Origin of the sequence: Bernardetia sp. MNP-M8, assembly GCF_037126285.1 — a bacterium.
Lineage (GTDB): Bacteria > Bacteroidota > Bacteroidia > Cytophagales > Bernardetiaceae > Bernardetia.
Map to the genome: position 1 here is coordinate 3951558 of NZ_CP147012.1, position 26836 is coordinate 3978393.

Here is a 26836-nt window from a genome sequence, read left to right on the forward strand (position 1 = left end):
TTTTAAACAATTTTTTGATAAAACTGTATAATACACAAAGACAAAACTGAAAATCGAAACCAAAAAAAAACGATTTTTAATTATTATTTTTAACCTTATTTTTTCAACAACTATTTTTTATTATGAATACTAAATTATCTGTATTTTTATTTGCCCTTCTATTGTCTTCAACAACACTTTTTACAGCTTGTTCTCCTTCTGAAAGAAAAGAAGCTCAAGCAGAAGTAAACGAAGAAATGACTGAAATGAACAACGAAATCAATGAAGCTAGTGCTGAATTTAAGCAAGAGCGCATGGAGTGGAAAAACGAATGGAACACTAAAATGGCTACTTGGGATGCTCGTTTGGCAGAATTAGATGCTAAAATTGAAGCAAAAGGCGATAAAGCATCTGCAGAGCTTAAGCAAGAGCGTGAAGAGCTTCGTAACGAATATGCAGAATTTAAGACAAATATGGAGCAAGCTGAAAATAAAACAGAAGCTGAATGGGCTGAGTTTAAAGCTGACGTAAATAAAACAGCTGATAAAATTGCTTCTGATGTAGATAACTTTTTTGCTCGTATCGATGTAGATGGCGACGGCAAATAATCCAAGGCTAAATAGACTTTTCAAACATCTGTTTCTAACAAGAAACAGATGTTTATTTTTACAACTTATTTAATTTTTTTAAACTCAACTGTATTTTTATTATGAACACTAAATTATCTGTATTTTTATTAGCATTATTAGTTTCTTCTTCTTCTCTATTTTATTCTTGTCAGTCTGCAACTGAAAAGAAAGATGATGCTGCTGAAGAAGTAGTAGAAGCAAAAGAAGAACTTGCTGAAGCAAATGTTGAATATGCTAAAGCAAAACAAGAATGGCAAAACGAAATGAATGTGAAAATGGCTGAATGGGATGCTCGTTTGGTAGAATTAGACAAAAAAATTGAAGAAAAAGGAGATGATGTTTCTGCTGAAATGAAAGAAGAACGCAGAGAATTGGATAACAATTATGAAGCATTTAAAGCTGATGTAAATCAAGCTGAAAACAAAACAGAAGCTGAATGGGATCAATTTAAAGCTGACGTAAACAAAACGGCTGACCAAATCGGTGAAAACGTTAGTAATTTCTTTGACCGTTTAGATGGAAAAAAAGATAACTAATAAGCAATTTTTAGGATACTATTTGAAAGACCTGTTTTCTTTAAAAAGAAGACAGGTCTTTTTTTATAAATTAATTTGTGATAAATTAAGATTATTTTTACTACATTTGATTCAAAATTAATCTAAAATACAGAATAGATAAGTTTCTACTATTTTTGTATCAAAACTATTATTTTTATTACTAGCATTTTTTACAAAAAACTTTTATTATGACTACTAAATTCTCTGTATTTTTATTTGCAGCTCTTCTTTTTTCTTCTACACTTTTTTATTCTTGTACTCCTGCTGAAAAAGCAACAGCAGAAGAAGATGCTACGGAAATGGTAGATGATGCACAAGCAGAAGTGAACGAAGTGAATGCTGAATTGGCACAAGAGCGTATGGAATTGAAAAATGAGTGGAATGCAAAAATGGAAAAAATGGATGCTCGTTTGGCAGAAGTAGACGCTAAAATGGAAGCTGAAGGCGATAAAGTTTCAGCAGAAGTAAAAGAAAGACGTGAAGCACTTCGTAAAGATTACGCAGATTTTAAAGCAAATTTAGAAAATGCTGAAAACAAAACTGAAGCTGAATGGGAACAGTTCAAAACAGAAATGAAAGCAGCATCAGATAAAGCAGACCAAGAAGTAGATTACTTCTTTGCTCAATTAGGCATGTAGTTTTTATAATATTTATAAATTCAGAAAAGCTATTTCTTTCCAAAAGGAATAGCTTTTTTGTTCGATTCTTTCTTATTAAAATTCTTTTCCGTGAGTCAGACTAACTACTTTACGAGCCAAAGAAGGAATATATTTGAATGTATTTATCAAAAGTTCACTAGATTGTCGTCCCCCAAAAAAACGCTGAACGGTTCTGCCTGCCTTTAATCTCAACTGAAACTGACTATTCCAACGTTTTTGGTAGTGTTTTTTCAAAGTATTAAAATCTATTTGATTATCAAAGTATTGGATGAGTAAATCACTCAAAATTTTTGAACTATGAAGAGCCATTGCCATTCCATTTCCACACAAAGGCGTTATCATTCCTGCCGAATCTCCACACATCAAAACATCATCTTCAATTAATTTTTTTGGAGAAAAAGAAACTTGATTGATTATTTCGGGCTTATCATACAAAAACTCAGCTTCTTTCAATATTTTACTCAAAAATGGATTTTCTGTAAAAAGCTGTTTTTCAATTTCTTCTACCTTCTTAAAATCTGTAATGTTGTCTTTATGAGAAAGGTAACAGAAACAAAATTTGTCATCTTCAATTCTTGAAATCCCACAGTAGCCACGCCAAAAATTATGCAATGCAATTACATTATCAGGCATTAAATTGGTTTTTAAATGATATTTTACACCAATATAAGGGAAATTTTTACTTGAAAAGTCTCTTTGTAGTTTGTTGTCTAAGTTGCTTCGTTTGCCATAAGAACCAATTATAATCTGACTTTCAATAGTTCCATTTGAAGTTTCAATCAAGAATTTGTTTTCAGAGCTGTTATTCTCATTGGTATTCTCCAATTCCCAATTCCCAATTTCCCTTCCCTTATTTACGTCTTTTACAAAAACTCCTTCCCAAATATCCACGCCTTCTTTTTTCGCAATTTTTGATAATTCATAATCTAATGTATAACGGCTAATTCCGAAACCACCCAAAGGCAAATCTAATTCTAGTTTGTTTCCAGAAGGCGAAGAAAGCCAAAATTTGTCTAAAGCAACTGCACCAAAATCAAAGGGATTTACGCCTAAAGATTTTACATATTCTAGGGCTTCATTTGAAATATATTCTCCACAAACTTTATGAAATGGATAGGTGTTTTTTTCTATTAAAATTACTTTTATTCCTGCTCTAGCTAACCGAATACTACACGCTAACCCAGCCAAACCACCTCCAATGATGGCGATTTGAGTGGAGACAGATTTATTTTCTTTTGTTTGAGTTGTTTTTTTTTGCTTAATTTTTATCATTTTATGAAATTATAGTTTACAAACCCAAATCTAATCTATCGTTTTGAGGTGTAACAAAAGGAATATTTTGAGTCGTATTTTCAATGCTATTTAGAGCCGAATATTTTTTTAGAATATTAGTTTCTAGTTCAATTCGTTTTATTTCGTGTTCTGAAACAAAAACTGTATGGGTTTCTCCATTTTTTGTTGTGATAATTAAATCATAAAAATTTTCTCCTTTATTAAATAAAATAGAGTTAGCAAGACTAGAAAAGAATTTTGCTTTTTCTGTATTTATAGATTCGATATTTTGAGTAGGAATAACTACTTGATTTTTTTTATCTTTATTGATTATGAAATATCCAGAATCTAAGATAAGCGTTTTTTGTTTGTACATTTTTTTTCCTGCACCTATTCCCAATAAAACAGCACCTAAACCAAAAAGAAAAAAGTCCATATCAAGAAGATACGTTGAATAAGATATAATTCCCCCTATCAAAGCGAAAAAACCAGTATAAATACTAGTTGCTTCCGACTGTTTTACTGTTGTGAACTGATAAAAAGCAAGTTTATCAAGTCTTTCATTTCTTGATTCTCTATCAATTTTTACGGCTTCTTGTTTTGGTATTTCTCTTAAAGTATGTGTTTGATTACAATGTTTTCTATCCATATACGACCACGAATCAGCTAAAAAAGCAGACTTACAACTTGCACAAATTACAATTTCATCTCCTTCTTGCAGAATATCGCCAGTAATGGGGTCAATTCGTTCTTGTTTTAGGAAATCTTGGTGTTTTTCTTTTTGTAGGATGTGAGTGGTCATTTTTTATGCTAATGTGTTTTATTCAGCTATTTCTATTGATTTTGAATTAACGGAAAGAAAAGAAAGAGAGTTTTTATGGAATTTTTGTAGAAGATTGGTTTCTTTTGAGATGCGTTCTAGTTCTTTGTGTTCAAGTAGAAAATTATATTTTATTTCGTGCTTGTCTGTGATTTCTAATGTATAGGCTTGATTTTTTGAAGAGAATAAACCTTTGATTGCATTCATAAATGTATGTCTTTTAGATTTATATACTTTGACCTCTTTAATCTCTTCAATTTTTAAGCTATTTTCTGAGTTCTTTTTTTTATCAAAAAAGAGGATATGATTCGTTATTTCTAATTTGTTTTTATAAGAAGATTTAAAATAAAAAATAGCTGTCATAATTATAACAGACCAATTTGTTATTTGCATAGCCTCAGTACGATTAGAAAAAAAGGAAAAATAATAAAGTATAGCGCAAAATATACCAGTTATCAGAAAATAAGGTGTAGCAGAAAAAATAGCTTCTCCATATCTTGAAGCCACTTTTATTTCATTTAAATCAATCAAATAAGGTCTTTCAATCCTAACAACTTCACTTATAGGAACTTCTTTTAATGTAAGGCTTTGCTCACAATGCTTGTCATTCATATACTCCCAAGAATCCACCAAAAAAGCAGATTTACAACTCGCACAAATCACAATCTCATCTCCTTCTTGAAGAATATCTCCAGTAATTGGGTCGATTCTATTTTGTTCTAAGAAATCGCTGTGTTTTTCTTTTTCTAAGGTGTGGATAATCATTTTTTATGATAATATATCTTATTCAGTTATTTCTTTGACTTTTGAATTAACGGAAAGAAAAGGAAGAGAGTTTTTATTGAATTTTTGTAGAAGATTGGTTTCTTTTGAGATGCGTTCTAGTTCTTTCTTTTGAAGAAGTAATTTATATACTGATTTATTTTTAGCTGTGATTTTTATTGTGTAAAGAGAGTTTTTTTGCGAAAAAATGTCTCTTATTATATTGTCACTCCAATGTCGTTTAGATTTATATAGTTCTATATTTTTAATTTCTTCAACTTTTAGTTTATTCTCTTCGTTTTCTTTCAAATCAAAAAACAGAGTATTATCTTTTATTTTAAAAATATTCTTGTAAAATGATTTTTTAGAGCCAAAATGAACATAATAATAACAAATACACATAACTAGAAATGCACTATAACTAACATGTATAAGGGAGTAATGGTCAAGTAGAAAGCAAACAAGATAGCCTAAGAGGAAATAAGGAAAGATAGTTGTACGAGCTTCTTGACGATTCGGAAATATTTTCACATCTTTTAAATCAATCAAATAAGGTCTTTCAATCCTAACAACTTCATTTATAGGAATCTCCTTTAATGCAATACTTTGCCCACAATGCTTGTCATTCATATACTCCCAAGAATCCACCAAAAAAGCAGACTTGCAACTTGCACAAATCACAATCCTATCTCCTTCTTGAAGAATATCTCCTGTAATTGGGTCAATTCGTTCTTGTTTAAGGAAATCTTGGTGTTTTTCTTTTTGTAGGGTGTGGATTGTCATTTTTTACTTGTTCTTTTGTTTTTTGAACAGACTAGGAAGTCTGTTATACTTATTCAAGTTAATAATATTCTCCCAAATATTCTATCAATCTTTTTTTTGAGTGTGGAAGCCCTGCATCTCTCATCATGAGACTAAAATTTGCAAAAGATATATCTTCTCCCCAACCTTTTGAATTTGCAATGGCTCTTAGTGCGATTCTTTCATTTTTTTCTAAGTCGTTTACGTCAGTTTCTTTGATAGGAGTTGTTCTGTTTCTATTCAAAATATCCAAAACAAATCCAGTTGTTTCGGTGGCTTGATACATATTCAATTTTTCCAAAACTTGACAAAAAGCTAAAAGTATTTTCTGTTCTTCATCTTCATTTTGTGCATAACCAGAAAGCATTCCACTTGCATAACCGTTTATATTTCCGTCGTTAAATGGAATTTCGTTTATTTTTCTTAGTTCCTCATTTGAAGTAATTGAATCAATCAAAATTTCGATAATTTGATTTGTTAGAGGATATTTCACTAGTGCAATCGCTGCCGAGGTTTTTAAAAGAACAGAAGTAGAGTCTAAATACTTTTCTAAAAAAGAAATATCTATAACTGGTTCTGTATTTTTGGAAAGCAAACCAATCGCTAAAATACAATTTGCAATATCGTTTTCATGTGTCAGAACAGGAATTTGTCTTTTTATAAGTTCTATCGATGCTGTTCCTTTTTCGGCAAACCAAGCCAACGCATAGATAGCTGCGTTTATTAATTTTCTGTTTTCAATATTGTTGTTTTTAGGTGTTTTTTCTATTATTTCCCATAAAATAGGAATTCGTTCTTCTACAAAACTATAACAATCCAAAAGAGCCAAATAACTATATCCATAATCTTTACTATTCTGGATTTCTTGTTCAGACATGGTTGAGTGTGCATGTTTGAGTTCTGCCTTTATTTGTCGTGGATTTATTCCTTCTAACAAATACGAATTTTCGTAACCTAAAGCCAAATGAACAACATAATAAATAAGTTTGTGTCTCTCTTCAATATATTCACTCTCAATAAGTTCGAATAAAAATGGAATTGCGTAAGGAGTAGCCTCATAACGTGTTCCCTGATGAAAAATGTTTCCATAAAGAACCCAAAGAGCATTTTTACGAAGTTCTTTATCAGAAAATGTCAAGCTACGTATAGTATCAGGTACATCAGCAGCCGAGCCATAAGCATGTTGCAGTTTAGCCCAAGGAATTGTGTCTATTTTTTCTAGCATTTTATTAAAATTTAAAAGTCGTTGAACAATTTTTTTGATAAAAACTTTCTAAACTCTCTCTAATGCCATTTCAGAAATTGTTTTTCCAATAGAAAGTGAAGACGTAGCTGCTGGAGAAGGTGCATTGACAACATTAATGACACCTTGCTTTTCCAAAATCTTAAAGTCGTCTAAAAGCCCTCCATCTTTATCACAGGCTTGCGCTCGCACACCTGCGTCAGCAGTAATCAAATCTTGTTTTTCTACTTCTGGAATAAGTTCTTGTAAGGCTTTTGTAAAAGCATTTTTAGAATAAGAACGATGAATTTCTCCCAAACCTGTTTTCCAATATTTGAAGGCTACTTTTTGAAAACCTCTGAAAGTCAGAGTTTCTAATAGTTCAGAAATTGAAATATCTGTTTTTTTGTATCCTTCTCGTTTATATGCCAAAACAGCATTTGGTCCTGCTTCTACTTCGCCATTTATCATGCGTGTAAAATGAACACCCAAAAATGGGAAATTTGGATCTGGAACAGGGTAAATTAAGTTTTTGACTAAATGTTTTTTCTCTGGAACAAGTTTGTAATATTCTCCTCTAAACGGAATGATTTTGATAGGTGCATCAGGCATTGTCATTTTGGTGACTTTGTCTGAATACAGACCTGCACAATTTATTACTAAACCTGTTTGATACTCTGAATTTGAAGTAATTACTTTTGCTAAAGTGATATTCCCATTCGTTTCATCATTGAGTTTTATATCTTCTACTTTTTCGGAAAGATGAATATGTCCTCCTAGTTCCTCTATTTTTTGTGCTAATTTCTGACAAACCGTTTTATAATCAATAATTCCTGTTTGTGGAACAAAAATTCCTGCGACTCCTTTTACATGGGGTTCATAATCAGCAATTTCTTCTTTTTTTATGTTTATTAGTCCAGTCAAACCATTTTCCAAACCTCTATCATAAATAGTTTTGAGTGCTGGCAATTCTTCGTCTTTTGTGGCTACGATTATTTTACCACATTTATCAAAGGCAATATTTTCTTTCTCACAAAAATCTAAAAGCATTTCATAGCCACGAATACAATTTATAGCTTTCAAACTATTAGGTTTATAATAAATGCCAGAGTGAATAACACCACTATTGTTTCCAGTTTGATGTTTCGCAATAGAATTTTCTTTTTCTATTAAAAGTAGTTTGATGGAAGGACGAGCCAAAAGAAGTTGATACGCTGTCGCAAGTCCGACAATTCCACCTCCAACAATGAGTATATCGTATTTCATTTTTTATATATAATTTTGTCGTCGGTGGAAACACCGACAACGGCAAAGTGATTGATTTTTATGATGAATTCTAGGATAAAGACGAAAAAAAATAATGTACGAGTTTTTATTGAATTTCCTTATCCAAATGATATTTTCTTCTAATATCATTGATTAAATGTAGTTTTTGCATGACAAAACTTTTTGGATGAACAGCAGAAAATAAAGTTTGCCATTCTTCAAAACGTTCTTTTTCAGCTTCTTCGAATAGTTTTGGACTAATTTTTTTTGATTGTAAGAATTTTTCGAATTCTTCTCTTAGAGATTCTTCCATGATGTATGTATTCCTATTCTCAATGAATTATCAAGGCAATATAATAGTTTGTGTATCAAATCATTATTAAAAACTATGATTTTAGCAGTGATAAACAAAACAACAATTATCTTTGTTTTACGTAAAATTAAATTACAAATTTGCACTTAATTAAAATCAAATTCAAACAAAATGGAAACTCTCATTCAAGACTCAACACTAAAAAAAGTAAATTTTCAAGAAGTAGCTAAAGATAAAGTAGTCATTTTATTTGATGGTGTCTGTAATCTTTGTAATGGTGCAATTAATTTTGTTATCGATAAAGATACTAACAATAATTTTTATTTTGCTTCTCTACAGTCAGAGTTTGGACAGGCTCTTTTAGCGCATTTTGGTAGAAATACAAGTGATTTTGATTCGATGATTGTTTATGAAAATGGAAAAATAAAAACCAAATCTACAGCAGCTTTACGTATTACAGCAGGACTTTCAGGAGGTTGGAAGTTGTTTAGCATCTTCAAAATTATACCTGCTTTTTTAAGAAATGGAATTTATAATTTAGTGGCTAAAAATAGATATAAATGGTTTGGTCAGAAAAATGAATGTAGAATCCCTACGCCCGAACTGAAAGCTAAATTTATAGAAAAATTATAATTCATTTATCAATTAGTTTCATATCTCCACCTACTAGAATTTTGTTTTAGAAGAAATTTTTATGTAAATTTTAAATTAAAATTATGAATATTCGAATTTGTAATTCAAATTTGTAGTTTCTACTAAAAAAATATTTTATTCCTTTTACTTCTAGCTTTTACGATTATGAAACAAAAAAATGTAGTTATTCTTGGTGGTGGAGAAAGTGGTATAGGCGCAGCTCGCCTTGCAGCCGAAAAGGGGTATAATGTTTTTCTTTCTGAGAAAAATAAACTTTCGGACGAAAATAGATATGAGCTACAACATCATAAGATTTTTTATGAAGAAGGACAGCATACCGAGTCGATAGTTTTGGGAGCAGATTTAATTATCAAAAGTCCAGGGATTCCTGAAAATGCACCTATTATGGAAGCTATTCGATTAGAACATATTGATGTAGTTTCTGAAATAGAGTTTGCTTCTCGTTTTGTTTCTGGCAAAATAATAGCCATTACAGGAACAAATGGCAAAACCACAACCACACTTCTTACCTACCATTTACTCAAAAGTGCTGGACTTAGTGTTTGTTTGGCTGGAAATATAGGAAAAAGTTTTGCTCGTGAAGCCATTGAAGATAATTATGAATATTATGTTATTGAAGTAAGTAGCTTTCAATTAGATGATATTGATGAGTTTCGTCCTCATGTAGCTGTTTTGCTCAATATTACACCTGACCATTTGGATAGATATGATTATCAGATGGAAAATTATGTGAATGCAAAATTTAAAATCAATGAAAATCAGAGTAACAAAGACTTTTTTATTTATAACGAAGAAGATATAGAATCTCTCAAGCACATTCGTTTTCATCGTCTTGCAGGGAGAATGCTTCCTATTAATATTTCTAAACAAAAAGAATATTTATCGCTACAAAATAAAATAAGAATTTCGGCTACACCTGCCCAAATGTTAGATATTCCTATTTCAGATTTGCCACTCAAGGGAGCGCATAATTTTCTAAATATAGCAGCAGCAGGAATGGTAGCACAAATTATTGGTCTTTCAGATAAGCAAATTATGAAAGGTTTAAAGTCGTTTGTCAATGCACCTCACAGACTAGAAAAAATCAAAACAATAAAAGGAGTTACATTTATAAATGACTCAAAGGCAACCAATGTAGATGCTGTTTCTTATGCTCTTGAGAGTTTTGATAAACCTCTTATTTGGATTGTTGGAGGAGTAGATAAAGGAAATGAATATGAACTTATTGAAGAGTCTGTTAGAAAGAATGTGCGTGCAATGGTTTGTTTGGGAAAAGATAATAATAAACTAACTACCTTTTTTAAAGGAAAAGTAAGTGAAATTAGAGAAACCAAGAGTATGAAAAAGGCAATCGAAACAGCTTTTAGTTTGGCTGAAAGTGAAGATATAGTTTTGCTTTCTCCTGCCTGTGCTAGTTTTGATTTATTCAAAAATTATGAAGATAGAGGTGACCAGTTTCGTCGTTATGTACAAGAATTAGCACTCAATACAAGAGAAAGACAAGAACCTGAGAATGTGTAAAATCTACAAGTCGCTTTAAAGTCTATTTTGTTTTAACAAATAGACAAAAAGCTGATACGAAAAATAAAAAATAACTTTTTAACAAATGTTTACGTTAATGGACTTATCCATTTGAGTTTTTTTAATAAAATATATACTTTTATAAAAAGTGTAAAGCTCTTTTTTAATTTTAATGTATTTCACAATTTAACAACTTTATTTTTTAATTATGACAACAGAAGAATTTTATAGTGATGAAACAGCAGCCCTTCATGTAAATGATGATTTTGCAAAAGTACGCCAACAAGGCTATAGTGTAGAACTAGGAGATACTATTTCTAAAGGTTGGGATTTTATGAAGCCTCAACTAGGTTCTCTTATTGGTTTCTTAGTAATAGCAGTGATTATTGTGGTCATACTAAGTATGATATTAGGATTAATTCCATATATAGGAAGCATTCTGAATGGTGCTATTAATGCTATCGTTTTGGCAGGTTTTTATTATTTCTTCATTAAACTCTACCAAGATAAATATGCTACTTTTTCTGATTTCTTTGAAAGTTTTCAGGATGCTGTACCTCTTGGACTTTCAGGTTTGTTAATTAGCTTATTCACTTATGTTCCTTTTATATTATTGGGTTTAATAGGTTTTTTTGCTTTTGACTTAGCGAATGTTAATTTTTCAGATCCTAATGAAATAATTCAAATGATGCAAGGAGGAACAATGAGTATTTTGTTTCTTATCGCTATAATACCTATGGTTATTATTTCTACATTATATACATTTACTGCTGTTATTATTGCTACTAATAAATCTGGAGCTTGGGATGCTATGGAATCAAGTCGAAAGTTAGTTATGGCTAATTTTGGTGGAGTATTTGGATTTATATGGGTTTTGGGATTGATTAACGCAGCAGGAGCCTTACTTTGTGGCTTAGGACTTTTTGTTACTGTTCCACTTACCTATGCTTCTATTTTTATTCTTTATACAAAACTGGTAGAAAAAAATGGAGCAGGAGAATTTTTCTATGGAGATGAAAAAGCTCCTTTAGACGCTATTTAATGTCTTATTGTTCTAATATAAATTAACTAAAAAAAGTCTTCCTCGTTATGTAGTAAGACTTTTTTTGATTTTTACTATTCCTCTATTTATTATCGATATTTATGGAAAATCAAGACAACGAAACTTTTTATACAGAAGATGATCTTCTACAAAATAAGACAGGACTTACTCCCACTGACGAATTTGCTACCATTCGTATGGAAGGGTATAGTGTAGAGTTTTCAGATACATTTAGCCGTTCTTGGGATTTTATGAAACCTCACTTGGGGCAATTATTAGCTTATACTTTATTATGTTTTTTTTCTTATCTCACTTTATCTTTTATAGTTCCACAAATTGCAGGTTATATGGGAACACTTGGTTATTTGGTGGGAGCAATCGTTAATTTGACAATGATATCAGCTCTTTTGGCTGGTTTTTATTCTTATTATCAGAAAATATATGAAAATGATAAGGTTTCATTTCAAAATTTATTTGATGGTTTTCAACATATCAAAGAACTAGCTTTATATCAAATTTTAGTTGTGGTTATTTTAGTAATTCCATTTTTAATTATTTTTTTTATAGCTCAAAAGTTGGGAGTTAATGACACAGTTGATATTTTTGATACAAATACGTATGAAACTTTCACGATAGGTTTTTATGCGTTTTTTGTGATTCCATCTTGTCTTATTTTTACACTTTATATTTTTACTCCTATTTTGATTGTAGTGGCAAGAATGAATTTTTGGTCTGCTATGGAAACAAGTCGTAAATTAGTAATGGCAAACTTTATAGGTATCTTGGGTTTTGTGGTAGGTTTTGCTTTGCTTAATCTTTTAGGTTTACTTTTTTTAGGATTAGGATTAACCATTACTCTCCCTCTGACTTTTGCAGCTACTTTTATTCTCTATACCAAACTCATTGAAAAAAATGGAGGAGGAACTAATTTTGGTGGAGATTTTTATGCTGATGAAAATGCTCCCTTAGATGCTTTTTAAAAAACTAGAATATGATAAAATTAAACTCAAAGAATTTCCAAAAGACAAAAGACTTTTTAGAAGAAAAATATGAAAAATACAACCACATTGATTTTATAGAGAATGATCCTATCCAAATTCCTCATCGATTTACAAAGAAACAAGACATTGAAATTTCGGCACTCTTTGCAGCCGTTTTAGCTTGGGGATTGCGAAAGACAATTATCAATAAATGTAATTTGATAATGGAATTAATGGATAATTCGCCTCACGATTTTATCCTAAATCATAAAGCGACAGATTTGAATAATATAGGTTTCCAAGAGTTTAAGCACCGTACTTTTAACTCTACAGATTTACTTTATTTCTTAGATTTTTTACAGCGATTTTATCAAGAAAATGATTCTTTAGAAATTCTTTTTTCTTCAAAAGAAACTCAAAAAGAAAATATAGCTCACTTTCACAATACGTTTTTTGATATAGAGTATGCTCCACAAAGGACAAAAAAACACATCAGTACACCTGAGAGGAAATCAGCTTGTAAGAGGTTGAATATGTACTTGCGTTGGCTTGTCAGAAAAGATGATAAAGGAGTAGATTTTGGAATTTGGGAGAATATTTCACCTTCTGTTTTGATTTGTCCATTAGACATTCACGTAGAAAGGGAAAGCAAAAAGCTAGGACTCTTGGAGAGAAATATTTCTGATTGGAAAGCAGCTGAAGAACTTACCCAAAATTTGAGGTTATTTGATGCAAATGACCCTGTAAAATACGATTTTGCTCTTTTTGGCTTGGGCGTGGAAAGCAAAAGGAAATAAAAAAACTCTAACAGAATTATAAAATAGTTTCTGTTAGAGTAATTAAAGGAATGACTATGTTAATTAGTTATTCAAAATGAAATAACAATGATATTTTGTGTGTAGTCATTCTATCAATATTTTTATAATAAACACTTTGATTACGAAGATTCATATTTGCAATACCGTGCGAAAAACGGATTTCGGGTGCAAATTTGAAAAAACTAAAGTAATGATCCCAACCCAAACCATAGGTAACTTCTAAGTTATAATCTTCCATTCCAAAGGCTTCTTGGTTATTACGCTGCTTTCTTCCTCCTACTTTTATACTTGGAACAATTCCACCTACCATATACATACGGTTGTTGTTTCTTCGTATTGATTTGTATTTCATTAGGATAGGAAAATCAAAGAATACACTTTCTACGGGAACTTTAGTATCTACATATTTTCCACTTGAGCGTTCAAGTTGTTTATGAGTAATACTGTATTCGTATAAACCTACTGTTGGTGTAAAACGAAAATTCCATTGGTCAGCCAAAGGAATATCTATAATCATCCCAACAGCAAAATTACTAAAACTACGTTGAGGTAATAAAGCAATAGTTGTATCTGTATTGTCTGTAAAATAGTCAGAATAATTTATTCTCATAGTAGCATAATGCAATCCCAAAATAAAACCATAGTGTAACGGTTTTGAATCATAATCAGGAATGTTGAGGCTTTTATCTTTTAGCTTTTTGTCCTGATTAACAGGCTTTTTCTTGTTCATAACTTGAGCTGAAACAGAAAAAGTAATTCCAAAAAATAATAAAACAAAGAGAACTGAAAATAAAGTGTTTTTTTGTCTGATTTTCATAGTTAAAAGTAAAGAATAGAATAACAAAAAGAAAAATTTATTTCTTTCCGTAATAAATCGAACTTATTCCAAAAGTAAGTGCTTCATCTCGTGTAAAAACAAAACCTACCTTTTCCATAATTTGAAGAAAATCTTGTCCGTACGGAAATGCAGCAACAGATTCAGGCAAATAGGTATAGGCTGAAGTATCCTTAGAAATCGTTTTTCCGATTCTTGGAAGTATCTGTGCTGAATAAAATGAGTAGAATTGTTTTATAGGAAATGCTTCTGGTTGTGAAAATTCTAGTACAACAAGTGAACCACCTTTTTTCAAAACTCGGTAAATATCTCTCAATCCTTGTTCCAAATTTTCGAAGTTCCTTACTCCAAAAGAAACGGTAACAGCATCAAAAGTATTGTCTGGAAATGGTAATTTTTCAGAATCTCCAACTTTTAAGTCGATAATATCTTGAAGTCCTAATTTTTCTATTTTTTCTCTTCCATAAGACAGCATTCCTGTAGAAATATCTACACCCACTATTTTCTTAGGTTTGAGTTTTTTATAGGCTTCAATGGCAAAATCACCTGTTCCTGTTGCTACATCAAGCATCAGTTGAGGGCGTTCGGATTTGAGGTATGAAATGGCTTTTTTTCTCCAAATAATATCTATTCCACCACTTAGTATTCGATTGAGTAAATCGTAGTTATTCGATATATTATCGAACATTTGTGCTACTTGGTCTTTTTTAGAAGCTGTTTGGTCTTTATAAGGAATAACTGTCATAATCTTTGTGTTATATTTGTTAAAAGAGTTTGCAAAGTTAAGTAATTCTTTAGTCAATTACGACCTGCTAGAGCAGTGAAGCTAATTACAAATTATATTATTTATGAATGACTGAGGTTTAATCCAATTTATCAGAAAATAATCGTATTTTGTCCTGTCTAAGGAATATAAAATGAATAAATTCACCCATTAATAAACAGGGTTAAAACCCTGTCCAATTTATAATTCATAGCCTATTTTTGAAAACATATCTTTGTGAAAAATCACAAAAGGTAGTTTTTTAATTGAACAGGATTTTAATTCTGTTTTTATAGATAGCTAAAAATGTAAATTTATTTTTTTAGTCTTTCTAAGCTAGGTTATTAGTTTCAAAAAAAACAATCCATTCTATTAAAAGTGTCTTTTACTTCTAACAAAAAAATATCTTATTTTTCTCTCAATTTACAATTTGTAAAGGGTTTTTGTTTGTGGTTTTTATTCTGTTTTCTTTTTTTCTTCCTGTCTTTTGTTTGCATTATTTCTTCCCAAGCTCAGTCATTTCTTTCTTCTTCCAAAAAAATCACGCAGTATAGCCAAAATACGTGGCAAAAAAGAGATGGACTTCCTCAAAACAGCATTACTTCAATTACTCAATCTGATGATGGTTATTTGTGGATAGGAACACACAATGGACTTGTCAAGTTTGATGGTAGAGAATTTAAAGTTTTTTCTGCACCTACCGATTTGAAAAACAACGTAAATACTGGAATTCCAGATAATTTTATTTCGGTAGTACAGAATACAGAACAAGATGGTTTATGGATTGGAACAAATGGAGAAGGGCTTTCTAATTATAACTTTCTAACATTTAAGAATTTTAATACTCAAAAAGATTTAATCAATAATACTATTCTATGTTTGGAAGAGTGGGAACAAAGTATTTGGATAGGAACACCAAAAGGACTTAGCCGTTATCGTAGAAATGTATTTAGGAATTATACACAAAAAGATGGTTTTTTAAATGTAAAAGTAAATACACTTTTAAAGGATACAAAAAATAGACATAATACGCTTTGGATTGGAACAGATGAAGGACTTGCCAAGTTTGATTTAGATTCTGGAAAAGTTATTCCGATTTCTATTCCTTTGCCTGATTTGCAGATTTTGACACTAGAAAGCGATGCCGAAAATAATCTTTATATAGGAACTGCGAATGGTCTTTTTTATTGGAATGTAGAAACAAATGCGCTCAGAAATTTTAATATTTTATCAGAAAACGAAGTAACAAAACAAACAAACACTTATTCTGATAAAAATCAGCTTATTAAAAGTGCCACTATCAATACTCTACTTATCGATAGATTAGGTTCACTTTGGATAGGAACAAATAGCCGAGGACTTTTGCGTTACATTCCTAGTTTAGAAAAATTTGAAGCCTTAACTACAAAAGAAGAACTGGCAAGTAACAGCATTACAGCACTTTTTGAAGATAAAGAGGGTAGTTTGTGGGTCGGCATGAACAGAGGTGGACTTTTGCGATTGAATGATAGCAAGTTTACTCCTTATTCTACTTTAGAAGGACTTTCTGATAATTTGACCAATTGTGTTTTTGCTTATTCTGATACTGAAAATACTACTAATAAACAAATTTGGGTAGGAACACAGAGTGATGGAATTTCTATTATAAATCAAGCTAATACATTTTCTTATCTGACAATCAAAAATGGTTTGCCACACAATCATGTCAGAAGTATTACAGCTACAAAAAATGAATTAAATCAACCTCTTTTTTGGATAGGAACGTATGGAGGAGGAATAGCAAAATACAACGCTGAAAATAAACAAATAACTACTTTCGATACAAAAAATGGATTGGTAGGAAATTTTGTAAGAGCAATTAGAGTAAGTCAGAAAAAATCCAAAACACTTTTAATTGCCACAACACAAGGATTAAGTATTTTTGATGATACTAGATTAGGTACAAATAAAATTACAAATTATACTACTTCAAATGGATTGGCTTCTGATAATCTGACTTGTGTTTTGGAAACTCACGACGGACAAATTTTAATAGGAACAGAAGACAACGGTATTTTATTGATAGAAAATCCATATTCAGATACCAAAGGAAACATAACACCTTCATTTTTTTCATTTACTACACAAGATGGGTTGGCTGATAACTTGGTTTTGAGTTTGTATCAAGACCCTTTGGATAATACGATTTATATAGGAACTAAAAATGGAATTTCTACTTATGATAATGGAAAAATAACTACTCCAAAATCGACAAGTCATTGGTCTAGTGATGCTATTCATTCTATTTTAAAAGTAAGTTCGACGTGGTGGTTTACAAGTAATGATGGCGTTTGGACAGTTTCGAATGATAATTTTACAAATTGGATTACACAAAAAACAGATAATCTAAAAATTACTTCATTCGATGAAAATGACGGACTTCGAAGCAGTGATTGTGCATCACTTTCATATCCTAACATCACAACTGACCAAAATGGAAATATTTGGATTCCGACAGCACAAGGCATTTCTTCTTTTAATTATACTACTCTACATAGTCTTTTACCCAAACCAAACGTAATTGTAGAAGGTGTTTTTGATGAAAATGGAAAAAATTGGAGTTTGAAAGAAACAGATGCAAATGGGAAAGTAGTTTTTCCTTCTGAACTAAATAATTTAGAAATTCATTTTGATGCACTTACTTTTGTGTCACCTCAAAAAGTAACTTATAAATTCAAGCTAGAAGGATATGATGAAGAATGGCGATTTACAGATAAAAGAACTGTTTTTTATGGCGATTTGCCTCCCAAGAAATATATTTTTCAAGTAAAAGCTGCTAATAGTGATGGTGTTTGGAATGAAGAAGGAACAAGTTTTTCATTTAGAATACAACCAAAACTAACTCAAATTATTTGGTTTTGGCTGGCATTAGTTGTTCTTATTCTTGTTGTTGCTTATTTTATTTATAAGTGGAGAGCAGGAATAATTGAAAATCAACGCAGAAAATTAGAAGAACTTGTAGAAAGTCGTACAGAAGCATTATTAGTTAAAACAAGAGAAACACAAAACCAAGCCTCAGAATTAGAAGTCATTGATAGAATTGTAGCAAGTGTAAATCAGCAAGTTACCTTTGAAAATGTTTTAGAGACGCTTTTAGAACAAGCTCTAACACTGGTAAAAGATACCGATAAAGGTTATTTTCTGTATTATCAAGAAGATTATTTCCATGTAGCTGTTCCACATGGCTATACGCACCGTTTGCCCGAAAAACTATCTTTTGATAGAGTAATTAATTATTTCAAATGGGGAGTTCCGTTGGCTCGCTATTTTTATAAAGTGTATCCAACAGATAGAGAATATTTACTTGCTCCTTATCTTCCTCGTTTTTCGCTTGTTATTCCAATTTTGATAGGAAATTTTCCAGAAGCAATATTAGTTTTTGATTTTGAAAAAGAACGTTCTTTTTCGCTTACAGAATCTCGTCAGTTGCAGCGTTTTACCGAACATGCTGTTTCTTCTTTCCTGAAAGCAAGAGCTTACAGAGAAGTTCATTTGCAAAAAGAGGCCTTACAAGATACTGTAGGACATCTTTCAGATAGTATTCAATATGCTTTCAGAATTCAGCAAGCAATTTTGAAAAAACCAATTGAAATAAAATCTCATTTTGAAGATGCTTTTGTTTTTTATCGTCCTCGTGATGTAGTGAGTGGAGATTTTTATTGGTTTTATGAAAATAAAGAAACAGGTATTATTACTTTTGCCGTCATTGATTGTACTGGACATGGCGTTCCAGGGGCATTTATGACAGTAATGACAAACTCTATTCTGAATCAGATTATTAGAGAAAGTCATATTGAAGACCCAGCTCAAATTCTTACTCTTTTAGATAAAAGATTAGAAGAAACCTTTTCAAACGATTCTAAACGAAAAGATGGAATGGACATCGGAATTTTTAGTGTCGATAAATCTAAGAAAGTGCTCAAGTATGCTGCTGCAAAACTAGATTTGTGTTTTATTAGAGATAATGAAATTCATCAAATAAAAGCTACTCGTTATCCAATTGGAAATATGGGAACGAAAAAAGTACAAGAAAAGAATTTTCAAACTCATTCTATTGAATATCAAAAGGGGGATGTTTTTTATCTTTATACAGATGGTTTCCCAGACCAGTTTGGAGGAGAAGAAAATCGTAAATTTATGAGTCGTCGTTTTAGAGAGTTTTTATTAGAATATCATTATTTATCAGCAGCAGAACAAGAAGAAAAACTACAAGCAGCTTTAGAAATGTGGCGTGGAAATCTAAAACAAACAGATGATATTTTGGTAGTGGGTGTGAGAATAGAATAGTTATTTGAATTAAAATATTTACACCTATTTATTGCTTAGGAATGTAGAAAAAATAAATTTACATTTTTAGCTATCTATAAAAACCCTGTCCAATTTATAATTCATAGCCTATTTTTGAAAACATATCTTTGTAAAAAATTATAAAAAGTAGTTTTTTAATTGAACAGGGTTTTAACCCTGTTTATTAATGCGAATTTAATTTATTGATTACCAGTTAATTGAATGTTTGAAAATAGTAATTTATTTAATTCTTGTTCCTTAGTCAAAGTCTATAATATGCTTTTTAAAACTTGTAAAAGTTCTACTAAAAAAAGTGTTTTTTTTGATAAATTATTTAAAAATGTAAGTTGTTGATAATCAATAATTTATTTTATTCCTACTTAGCTTCTCTGAATAAATATTTCATAATTTATAATTTGTCTTTCTTCAATCCTATGTATTTTTCATTTTTTTAACTAGATTAGGGAACAAAATAATTTCACTCTAAATCTTACTTAATTTTTATGAAAAATCGTCGCTTATCCAAGCCTATCGAAAAAATGCTTCCTCATTATGATGTGGTTGTGATTGGTTCTGGTTATGGAGGTTCAATTACTGCCTCTCGTCTTTCTCGTGCAGGAAAAAAAGTCTGTTTGTTAGAGAGAGGAAAAGAATATCTCACAGGAGAATTCCCAGATACACAAACAGAAGCTGCTTCTGCTATGCAGTTCAATCTAAACAATAAAAGAATAGGTTCTCAATCTGCTCTTTATGATTTTTGGATAGATGATGATATAAATGTTTTTAAAGGTTGTGGACTAGGTGGTACTTCGCTTGTCAATGCAAACGTTTCTATTCGTCCAGAAAAATGGGTTCTCAAAGAAAAAGTATTTCCTAAGATACTACAAGATGAATCAGAAAACCCTCAGAGCGATTTAGAAGAAGGCTATCGTTTAGCCTATCAAATGCTAAAACCAAATCCATATCCTGATACTTTTCCTAAACTAGACAAGTTAGAAGCACATCGAAAGTCTGCAAAGGCGATGAATCAGCCTTTTTATAAAACAGATATTAATGTAAATTTTGATATTGATGGAGAAAATCATGTTGGCGTAGAACAAAAACCTTGTAATCTCTGTGGAGATTGTGTTTCGGGTTGTAATGTAGGTGCAAAAAATACGACTATGATGAATTATTTGCCCGATGCTGTAAACTTTGGAGCAGATATTTTTGTCGAATGTTCGGTTTCTCATTTAGAAAAAAATGGAGAGCAATGGATTGTACATTTCGAACTCTTGGGAGCGCAACGCACAAAATTTGATGCTCCTGAAATGTATGTAACAGCAGATACAGTTGTTTTGTCGGCAGGAACACTTGGTTCTACTGAAATTATGCTTCGTTCTAGAGATAAAGGATTAGAGGTTTCAAACAAATTAGGCTTCCATTTTTCTGGAAATGGCGATGTTTTGGGTTTTGGATATAATACAAATGAAAAAATAAACGGAATTGGAAGAGGACAACATTTAGATAAAGACAATCCTGTTGGACCTTGTATTACTTCTGTAATTGACCTTAGAAAAACAGAAAATAAAGAAGAGGGAATGATTTTGGAAGAAGGTTCTGCGCCTTCGCCAATGGCAAAGATTTTTCCTGAGTTTATGATAACAATGGCTAGTCTTGCAGGAAAAGATGAAAATAAAGAAGGATTTGTAAGTGAAGTAATAGAGAAAAAAAGAGAATTAGAAAGTGTAGTACGAGGTGCTTATAAAGGAGCAACTCAAAATACACAAACTTATCTCATCATGACACATGATAAAAGTGCAGGTGTGCTGACTTTGAAAGATAACCGTTTGCAAATTTCGTGGTCAGGTGTTGGAAATGAAGAGATATTCAAAAAAGCCAGCGACCATATTGGAGAAGCTACTAAGGCTCTCAATGGCACAAGTGTTCCGAATCCTACTTGGACAAAATTATTTAATAAAGATTTAGTAACTGTTCATCCTTTAGGTGGTTGTATTATGGGTGAAGATACTCGTGAAGGTGTTGTCAATCATAAAGGACAAGTTTTTTGTACAAAAGCAGAAGAAGATGCTGTTTATGAAAATCTTTATATTGCTGATGGTTCGATTGTTCCTCGTTCGTTGGGGGCAAATCCACTCTTGACAATTTCAGCACTTTCAGAGCGTATTTGTAAAATTATGGCTAGAGAAAAAGGGTGGGAAATCAATTACGATTTGCCTTCAAAAGCTCCTATCTTGAAAGAATTAGAAGAAATGCCTATCGGAATTCAGTTTACTGAAACCATGAAAGGATTTATTAATGAAAAAACAGCTGAAGAACCAAAATGTAAAAGTGAAGAAGAGTTTGAGAGAGAATATAATTTTGGTAAATCTAAAAATCAAGAATTCAAAATTACGCTGACAGTTATTTGTGAAGATTTGGAAAAAATGCTACACAACAAAGAGCATTTGTCTAGAATGGTCGGAACAGTAGAAGCTCCATCACTTTCAGCAGACCCACTTTTGATTAGCGAAGGAAGTTTTCAACTCTTTGTAGAATATGAAGGTGAAATGGAAACCAAAAGAATGGTTTATAAAGCAAAATTATTCAATCCAAGTGGAGAAAGCTACAACTTTGAAGGTTATAAAACCATACGAGGAGACAAAGGTTTTGATATGTGGAGTGACACAACAACACTTTACACTACTATTTATGCAGATATAGAAAGTGTAAAAGAAGAACTGTTAGATAAAGATAAAGACTACATTAAATCACAAGGAATTATTCATGTTCATTTGACTGATTTTATCAAACAAATGACAACTATGAAAGCTCTTCATGCTGATACAAATACTGAAAAACTAAAAGCTCTGTATAGTTTTGGAAAATACTTTGCAGGAAATCTTTATGATACGTATGGAGGTGTTTTTGCTAGAGATTCACCGTTCAATCCTAGTGCGCCACCACGAAAAAAACGACCTTTACGTGCGCCTGAACCACAAATTTATCCAGTTACCACTTCTGATGGTGTGGCTTTGCGACTTACTCGTTACGATGGAAGAAACAAGGAAGTATTAGAGATGGGAGTCAATAAAGGTTCGGTAATGCTTGCTCATGGATTTAGTGTTTCAGGACTTATCTTTGAAATTGATACGCCTGATACAAATTTGGTAGAATATCTTTGCGCTCATGGCTACGATGTTTGGGTAATGGAATATCGTACAAGTATTGCGCTTCCGTCTGCAAAAGACCAAGCTACAGCTGACGATATTGCACTCAAAGATTTTCCTGCTTGTGTAGATAAAGTATTAGAGGTTACTGGCGAAAAAGACATTCAACTCTTTACGCACTGTGTTGGCGCAGTTACTGGTGTTATGGCAATGCTGGCAGGATTGAAAGGAGTTCGTTCAATGGTTTGTTTTCAAGTAGCTACTGATATTATTGGAGGCGAACAAATCAAACTCAAAGCTGCTGCACACGTTCCGACGCTTCTCAAAAAATTTGGAGTTAAGACGATGACTGCCTACACAGATTCAAATTCGGGTTGGTTAGATAAAGCCTTAAATACAGCTGTAAAAGCCTATTCTAGTGTTTTGGGTTCGGATACGAATGACCCAATTGCCAACCGAGTTACATTTATGTTTTCTACACTCTACGAAAAAGAAAATATTGATGAGAAAACATTTGATTCTTTCCACGAGATGTTTGGAGTAACAAATCTGACTACCTATGAGCAACTTACTCTCATGTCAAGAGAAAAAGAATTGAGAAATGCTGAAGGAGAAGATGTGTATTTACCTCACGCAAAAGACCGTTTAAATATTCCGATGTGTTTTGTTCATGGAGAAAAGAATGAAGTTTTTGTTCCAGAAGCAACTGAAAGAACCTACAACCGTTTAAAAGCTCTCAATCCAGAACAGCATTACGAGCGTCATGTAATAGAAGGTTACGGACACCAAGATTGTGTTATCGGAAAAAATGCCGATAGAGATGTTTGGCATTTTGTAGTAGAATTTTTGGATAAGAATAATTGACTTTTATTCTATTTTTTAAATCCTCGTTGACGGCTTCATTTGAGTCTCAACGACGGTTTATTTTGCTATTTTTTAACCGTCAACAAGGCGTTGCCGTCGTTGAGAGTGAAAAATAAAAATAGTAGGATACAGAATTGATTTTTAGTAAATAACAAATCACATAAAAAAACTCAAGTCGTTTTGGTTTGAGTTTTTTTATGCAATTGTTTGATAATTTTTCAAAATCTTGTTATACCAAACCAACTTCATTAAAATAAATTTCGTATATTTATTGGTTCTATAAAGACGGATATTTTTCACTAAAGTATTTCAAAAATGCTTTCAAATCTTGATTAAACTGTCCTTTATAAATGGTTTTCAATGTATCTTGACTGGAATTATACCTTCTCACACTCATAAAATTAGTATTATTGAGTTCTCTTTCTTGAAAACGTTTTGCCCAGTTTTTATTTGACAATGAAACTGTATCTATTTTTGATTTGATTAGATTAAAATGATTTTGTTTAGCTATTTCATTTTGTATATCTGAAAGACTGTTTTCCATTCCATAGCGATAAACTGAATCTAAGGAAGTAGAAGCCAAAAGCATAAAGTTTCTATATTTTTTAGAATCTTGAAGTGAAAAAATATAATCATTTAATTCTTTTGAATCTTTACCATATTTTTTTTCTAAAAATAGTTTTGCACCTTCTTCTCCTATAAAATTAGCGAGATTTTCATTAAAATTTACACTGTCTTTTACATAAAGTGTGGCGTGGGTAAGTTCGTGTAAAATAAGTTCTACCAAATCGCCTTCATCTCTTTCTAAATTGTTGGAAAGCAAAACATCTTCAAACCAGCCTAGAGTCGACCAAGCTGAAACAGAACGAATATTTGTATCAAATTTAACTCCTTCTTCGCCTTCATTTTTCAATCTATCTCTTTCCTTTTTAGCTTTCTCTAAATCAAAATAACCTTTATAAGAGAATTTTCCTACTATCGGAAATTTCCATTCATAGGCTTCTAATTTATAGGGATAAGAAGCTGAAACATTCCATAAAATATTTTCTCCCTTTTGGTCGTATATTTTGGTGTAATTTTGAGAAAATTTCATTCCCAGTTTTTCCATTCCAAATTTTCTAGCTTCTTCAATAATTTTTATTTTTGCTTTTAGAGAATCTGGAAAATTTACATCTTTTTTTAGTTCTTCAAACGAACGAGCATTATTCATGACTTCTAATTGTCCGTTAAGCTGCAAAAGTCCGTAAGCAACAAGTTCTCTTTGCCAAATTGCTAAGGCAGAAAGAAGCAAGAGAAAAATGCCTGTGTATTTTAGTAGTTTTTTTTTGTTGATTTTAAAGCGTTTCATCTTTGATTTTTATTAAATCTTGCAGACTGATTTTTTTTGTGTACTTCTTATTTTTATTCTGTACAACAAAACTTACCTTATGTAAATTCTTTTTTTGATAAATGATTTTTTCAAATTCTTTGTACTCTATTCGTATTTCTTCTTTGTAACGTGTTGTGTTTTTCTTACCTTTTCTAGCAACTTTCAAACAAAATAAAAAGTATCTGGGGACAAATTCTATTTTTTCTCCCTCAAAAACTTCTATCATTTTACATAAATATTCCAAAAACAGAAAACTATTTTCAAATTGTAATTCATAATCATTTGCACTAAAATCAAATGATTTAAGTTCACAAAACAAGACGTTTATTTTACCTTCTAACTCACAAATCAAAATTGCATCACACCCTTTATTTACTCCTTTTATTTGACATTCTTCACTCAAAAACTGATTTCGAATATTTAAAACACGAGCGTCAAGCGTAAAAACTAAAGCATCTTTTGGAAGATTTTCAATAGTCAGTTTAGTGAGTTTTGCTGTTTCTTGATTTTCTTCTATGTCAATATAATCAATTATTTTTTCAGAAGATAAGGTAACGATTGTTTGATTAATAAGACTTTCTATTTTTTTGATTTGATTCATTCTGCTATCGTTTGTTTATTAGTTTTACTTTCTACAATCGCATCAGCGAGAGATTCGGTAATAGCATTTATTTTATCAATTTGCTCATCAAAAGTAGTCATAACCATTCCATATTCATCGAATTCTACTTTGTCTACTGTACAACCTTCTAGTTTTTCATCATAACGAGCAATGTAAGCACGAATATCATCACGTTTCAAAATTTCGTTTTCTTTATAGCCTAACTCTTCTAAAAGTTCTTTTTTATTCTCTATTTCTTGTGAAAACATCAAACAATTATTGAGTTCTTTTATGATATAATCGCTGTGTGTCGTTATCCAAACCTTAATTCCTGCATTGACAAGTTTAGCAAACAAACGAGCCATTTTGATTTGATTTTCTGGATGTAAATTCAATTCTGGTTCGTCAATCATCAATAAATCACCTTTTTGAGCTTTGTGTTTTAGCCAAAAATGCAAGTGCATCAACGAACGCACCGACGTAGAAGCCATATAGGCAGGAATTTTTTGAGTAGAATTTTTATCTTTATTATCTTTTATCAAAACCTCATCGCCCGAAACTTCATACGTTACTCCCAAAAGATTCTCAATTTCTTTTAATAATTCGGGATGTTCTTTGGCGAGAAAACTTTCCGTTTTGATGACTTGGCGTGTCAAATCTCTAGCGAAATCAATTAGTTTTTCGATGGGTTGTGGAAAGCGTGAACTTTCTTTATCCAATAAACTTAAATCTCTTGTAGTTCTTAATTTTTCTAATAAATGACTTCTATTTTTGTCTAATTCTTTATAAAATAATTCTATGCTATCTCTTTGAGCTGGAAGGAGGAAAGTAGGAAAATTGGGTCTTCTAAGAGCAAAACCAGTAATAAGTATATCTATCGCTCTATTGACTAGCATTTCTCTAAAAGATATTTCTTCTTTTGTTATTTCACCTTGTTCCATAAAAAAATCAGAAGCAGCATTTATTTTAAACTTTAAATCTGTACTATAATCTATGTGTATAGTTAATCCTTCTTGTGAAATTACAGTTTCATATTTATCATCGAATGATGATTTTGAATAAATTTTATTGTCAAAATTGAGTGTATGTTGATATTCTTTTACTTCATTATTAAAATTTGCATATGAGTTTTCAAACAGAGAATCATTTGAAGCAAAGACAGACTTCATATTATTCTGTATAATGTTCATGTACTTCTTACCAATATGTTCTAAAGAATTTTTGTCTATCGTAAAACTATATCTTTTGCTTTCTTTTATTGCACCTTTTATTTTTTCTATATCATATAGACTCATATCTTGAATGAAATCAGAGCTTGATTCTAATGTTATACTAGCTATTACTCCCCAAACCCCATACGTCAAATACGTTTTCCCCGTATTATTTTTTCCACAGATAACGGTTAGATTACCCATTTCTAATTGGGCTTCTTTTATTGTTCCTAAATTTTTAAATTCGAATTGCATAGTTATGATATTATTTGATGTCGCTTTACTAAAACACTAATGGCATTTTAGAAATAGAAAATGATAAATTAAACATATTTGAATTGTGATTTATTGGGTATTAAGTAGTAAGACATTATTAGCAAGTGATTTTTATGATTACTATGATAATTACAGGATAATACAATA

General features: G+C 31.2%; 22 protein-coding genes. 10 read left to right on the forward strand and 12 right to left on the reverse strand.

Annotated features, from left to right (window positions below; translation table 11 throughout):
* Positions 1–122 precede the first annotated feature (122 nt).
* The 3 genes from V9L04_RS16090 (at position 123) to V9L04_RS16100 (ending at position 1803) form a co-directional block, all read left to right on the forward strand.
* Positions 123–587 carry a hypothetical protein gene (locus tag V9L04_RS16090; protein ID WP_338790883.1) on the forward strand — a complete coding sequence of 155 codons (465 nt, stop codon included), beginning with the start codon at positions 123–125 and terminating at the stop codon, positions 585–587.
* A 101-nt stretch (positions 588–688) separates the two neighbouring features.
* Positions 689–1144: a hypothetical protein gene (locus V9L04_RS16095; RefSeq protein WP_338790884.1), complete on the forward strand. Its 456-nt coding sequence runs from the start codon at positions 689–691 to the stop codon at positions 1142–1144.
* 209 nt (positions 1145–1353) lie between these two features.
* Positions 1354–1803, forward strand: coding sequence for a hypothetical protein (locus V9L04_RS16100; protein ID WP_338790885.1), 450 nt, complete (start codon positions 1354–1356; stop codon positions 1801–1803).
* 75 nt (positions 1804–1878) lie between these two features.
* Here the strand turns inward: V9L04_RS16100 and V9L04_RS16105 are convergent, their stop codons facing one another.
* From V9L04_RS16105 to V9L04_RS16135, 7 genes are all read right to left on the reverse strand, one after another.
* Positions 1879–3096: an NAD(P)/FAD-dependent oxidoreductase gene (locus V9L04_RS16105; protein WP_338790886.1), complete on the reverse strand. Its 1218-nt coding sequence runs from the start codon at positions 3094–3096 to the stop codon at positions 1879–1881.
* Between the two features lie 16 nt (positions 3097–3112).
* Positions 3113–3898: a hypothetical protein gene (locus V9L04_RS16110; RefSeq protein ID WP_338790887.1), complete on the reverse strand. Its 786-nt coding sequence runs from the start codon at positions 3896–3898 to the stop codon at positions 3113–3115.
* Between the two features lie 18 nt (positions 3899–3916).
* Positions 3917–4681: a hypothetical protein gene (locus V9L04_RS16115; RefSeq protein ID WP_338790888.1), complete on the reverse strand. Its 765-nt coding sequence runs from the start codon at positions 4679–4681 to the stop codon at positions 3917–3919.
* Positions 4682–4699: 18 nt separating this feature from the next.
* Positions 4700–5461: a hypothetical protein gene (locus tag V9L04_RS16120; RefSeq protein ID WP_338790889.1), complete on the reverse strand. Its 762-nt coding sequence runs from the start codon at positions 5459–5461 to the stop codon at positions 4700–4702.
* A 58-nt stretch (positions 5462–5519) separates the two neighbouring features.
* The gene (locus V9L04_RS16125) at positions 5520–6704 is read right to left on the reverse strand and encodes a hypothetical protein (protein ID WP_338790890.1); all 1185 of its coding nucleotides are present in this window, start codon (positions 6702–6704) and stop codon (positions 5520–5522) included.
* Between the two features lie 48 nt (positions 6705–6752).
* Positions 6753–7967 (reverse strand): L-2-hydroxyglutarate oxidase, encoded by a 1215-nt coding sequence (lhgO, locus tag V9L04_RS16130; protein WP_338790891.1) that lies wholly within the window; start codon positions 7965–7967, stop codon positions 6753–6755.
* A 106-nt stretch (positions 7968–8073) separates the two neighbouring features.
* A complete protein-coding gene (locus V9L04_RS16135; protein ID WP_338790892.1) occupies positions 8074–8280 on the reverse strand; it encodes a hypothetical protein in 207 nt (68 codons plus the stop codon).
* 171 nt (positions 8281–8451) lie between these two features.
* Between V9L04_RS16135 and V9L04_RS16140 the strand changes: the two genes are divergently transcribed.
* The 5 genes from V9L04_RS16140 to V9L04_RS16160 all read left to right on the forward strand — a co-directional run bounded on the left by V9L04_RS16140 (position 8452) and on the right by V9L04_RS16160 (position 13274).
* Positions 8452–8913 carry a thiol-disulfide oxidoreductase DCC family protein gene (locus tag V9L04_RS16140; protein WP_338790893.1) on the forward strand — a complete coding sequence of 154 codons (462 nt, stop codon included), beginning with the start codon at positions 8452–8454 and terminating at the stop codon, positions 8911–8913.
* Positions 8914–9078: 165 nt separating this feature from the next.
* The gene (murD, locus tag V9L04_RS16145; protein WP_338790894.1) at positions 9079–10455 is read left to right on the forward strand and encodes a UDP-N-acetylmuramoyl-L-alanine--D-glutamate ligase; all 1377 of its coding nucleotides are present in this window, start codon (positions 9079–9081) and stop codon (positions 10453–10455) included.
* 208 nt (positions 10456–10663) lie between these two features.
* A complete protein-coding gene (locus V9L04_RS16150; RefSeq protein ID WP_338790895.1) occupies positions 10664–11497 on the forward strand; it encodes a hypothetical protein in 834 nt (277 codons plus the stop codon).
* 101 nt (positions 11498–11598) lie between these two features.
* Positions 11599–12477, forward strand: a complete 879-nt coding sequence (locus V9L04_RS16155) for a hypothetical protein (RefSeq protein ID WP_338790896.1) — start codon at positions 11599–11601, stop codon at positions 12475–12477.
* 11 nt (positions 12478–12488) lie between these two features.
* A complete protein-coding gene (locus V9L04_RS16160) occupies positions 12489–13274 on the forward strand; it encodes a TIGR02757 family protein (protein ID WP_338790897.1) in 786 nt (261 codons plus the stop codon).
* Positions 13275–13341: 67 nt separating this feature from the next.
* Here the strand turns inward: V9L04_RS16160 and V9L04_RS16165 are convergent, their stop codons facing one another.
* Both V9L04_RS16165 and ubiE read right to left on the reverse strand, forming a co-directional pair.
* Positions 13342–14112: a porin family protein gene (locus tag V9L04_RS16165; RefSeq protein WP_338790898.1), complete on the reverse strand. Its 771-nt coding sequence runs from the start codon at positions 14110–14112 to the stop codon at positions 13342–13344.
* Positions 14113–14149: 37 nt separating this feature from the next.
* Positions 14150–14875 carry a bifunctional demethylmenaquinone methyltransferase/2-methoxy-6-polyprenyl-1,4-benzoquinol methylase UbiE gene (ubiE, locus tag V9L04_RS16170; protein ID WP_338790899.1) on the reverse strand — a complete coding sequence of 242 codons (726 nt, stop codon included), beginning with the start codon at positions 14873–14875 and terminating at the stop codon, positions 14150–14152.
* Between the two features lie 396 nt (positions 14876–15271).
* Between ubiE and V9L04_RS16175 the strand changes: the two genes are divergently transcribed.
* Complete coding sequence (locus V9L04_RS16175) at positions 15272–19219, forward strand: two-component regulator propeller domain-containing protein (RefSeq protein ID WP_338790900.1); 3948 nt, start codon at positions 15272–15274, stop codon at positions 19217–19219.
* A 503-nt stretch (positions 19220–19722) separates the two neighbouring features.
* Complete coding sequence (locus V9L04_RS16180) at positions 19723–23232, forward strand: GMC oxidoreductase (RefSeq protein WP_338790901.1); 3510 nt, start codon at positions 19723–19725, stop codon at positions 23230–23232.
* Between the two features lie 277 nt (positions 23233–23509).
* Here the strand turns inward: V9L04_RS16180 and V9L04_RS16185 are convergent, their stop codons facing one another.
* The 3 genes from V9L04_RS16185 to V9L04_RS16195 are packed head-to-tail and all read right to left on the reverse strand — an operon-like array spanning position 23510 to position 26668.
* Positions 23510–24580, reverse strand: a complete 1071-nt coding sequence (locus V9L04_RS16185) for an aminopeptidase (protein ID WP_338790902.1) — start codon at positions 24578–24580, stop codon at positions 23510–23512.
* Positions 24567–25202 (reverse strand): hypothetical protein, encoded by a 636-nt coding sequence (locus tag V9L04_RS16190; protein WP_338790903.1) that lies wholly within the window; start codon positions 25200–25202, stop codon positions 24567–24569. Before V9L04_RS16190 ends, V9L04_RS16185 begins: the two co-directional genes overlap by 14 nt.
* Positions 25199–26668 (reverse strand): AAA family ATPase, encoded by a 1470-nt coding sequence (locus V9L04_RS16195; protein ID WP_338790904.1) that lies wholly within the window; start codon positions 26666–26668, stop codon positions 25199–25201. The genes V9L04_RS16190 and V9L04_RS16195 overlap by 4 nt, the downstream gene beginning before the upstream one ends.
* Positions 26669–26836 lie beyond the last annotated feature (168 nt).

Bases quoted from the DNA above. Each gene is read 5' to 3' on its own strand.
- V9L04_RS16095 (WP_338790884.1), top strand. From the start codon at position 689: ATGAACACTAAATTATCTGTATTTTTATTAGCATTATTAGTTTCTTCT.
- V9L04_RS16195 (WP_338790904.1), bottom strand. From the start codon at position 26,668: ATGCAATTCGAATTTAAAAATTTAGGAACAATAAAAGAAGCCCAATTA.
- V9L04_RS16135 (WP_338790892.1), bottom strand. From the start codon at position 8,280: ATGGAAGAATCTCTAAGAGAAGAATTCGAAAAATTCTTACAATCAAAA.
- ubiE (WP_338790899.1), bottom strand. From the start codon at position 14,875: ATGACAGTTATTCCTTATAAAGACCAAACAGCTTCTAAAAAAGACCAA.
- V9L04_RS16125 (WP_338790890.1), bottom strand. From the start codon at position 6,704: ATGCTAGAAAAAATAGACACAATTCCTTGGGCTAAACTGCAACATGCT.
- V9L04_RS16100 (WP_338790885.1), top strand. From the start codon at position 1,354: ATGACTACTAAATTCTCTGTATTTTTATTTGCAGCTCTTCTTTTTTCT.
- V9L04_RS16155 (WP_338790896.1), top strand. From the start codon at position 11,599: ATGGAAAATCAAGACAACGAAACTTTTTATACAGAAGATGATCTTCTA.
- V9L04_RS16105 (WP_338790886.1), bottom strand. From the start codon at position 3,096: ATGATAAAAATTAAGCAAAAAAAAACAACTCAAACAAAAGAAAATAAA.
- V9L04_RS16115 (WP_338790888.1), bottom strand. From the start codon at position 4,681: ATGATTATCCACACCTTAGAAAAAGAAAAACACAGCGATTTCTTAGAA.
- V9L04_RS16140 (WP_338790893.1), top strand. From the start codon at position 8,452: ATGGAAACTCTCATTCAAGACTCAACACTAAAAAAAGTAAATTTTCAA.
- V9L04_RS16110 (WP_338790887.1), bottom strand. From the start codon at position 3,898: ATGACCACTCACATCCTACAAAAAGAAAAACACCAAGATTTCCTAAAA.
- V9L04_RS16150 (WP_338790895.1), top strand. From the start codon at position 10,664: ATGACAACAGAAGAATTTTATAGTGATGAAACAGCAGCCCTTCATGTA.
- V9L04_RS16165 (WP_338790898.1), bottom strand. From the start codon at position 14,112: ATGAAAATCAGACAAAAAAACACTTTATTTTCAGTTCTCTTTGTTTTA.
- V9L04_RS16190 (WP_338790903.1), bottom strand. From the start codon at position 25,202: ATGAATCAAATCAAAAAAATAGAAAGTCTTATTAATCAAACAATCGTT.
- lhgO (WP_338790891.1), bottom strand. From the start codon at position 7,967: ATGAAATACGATATACTCATTGTTGGAGGTGGAATTGTCGGACTTGCG.
- murD (WP_338790894.1), top strand. From the start codon at position 9,079: ATGAAACAAAAAAATGTAGTTATTCTTGGTGGTGGAGAAAGTGGTATA.
- V9L04_RS16120 (WP_338790889.1), bottom strand. From the start codon at position 5,461: ATGACAATCCACACCCTACAAAAAGAAAAACACCAAGATTTCCTTAAA.
- V9L04_RS16090 (WP_338790883.1), top strand. From the start codon at position 123: ATGAATACTAAATTATCTGTATTTTTATTTGCCCTTCTATTGTCTTCA.
- V9L04_RS16160 (WP_338790897.1), top strand. From the start codon at position 12,489: ATGATAAAATTAAACTCAAAGAATTTCCAAAAGACAAAAGACTTTTTA.
- V9L04_RS16185 (WP_338790902.1), bottom strand. From the start codon at position 24,580: ATGAAACGCTTTAAAATCAACAAAAAAAAACTACTAAAATACACAGGC.
- V9L04_RS16180 (WP_338790901.1), top strand. From the start codon at position 19,723: ATGAAAAATCGTCGCTTATCCAAGCCTATCGAAAAAATGCTTCCTCAT.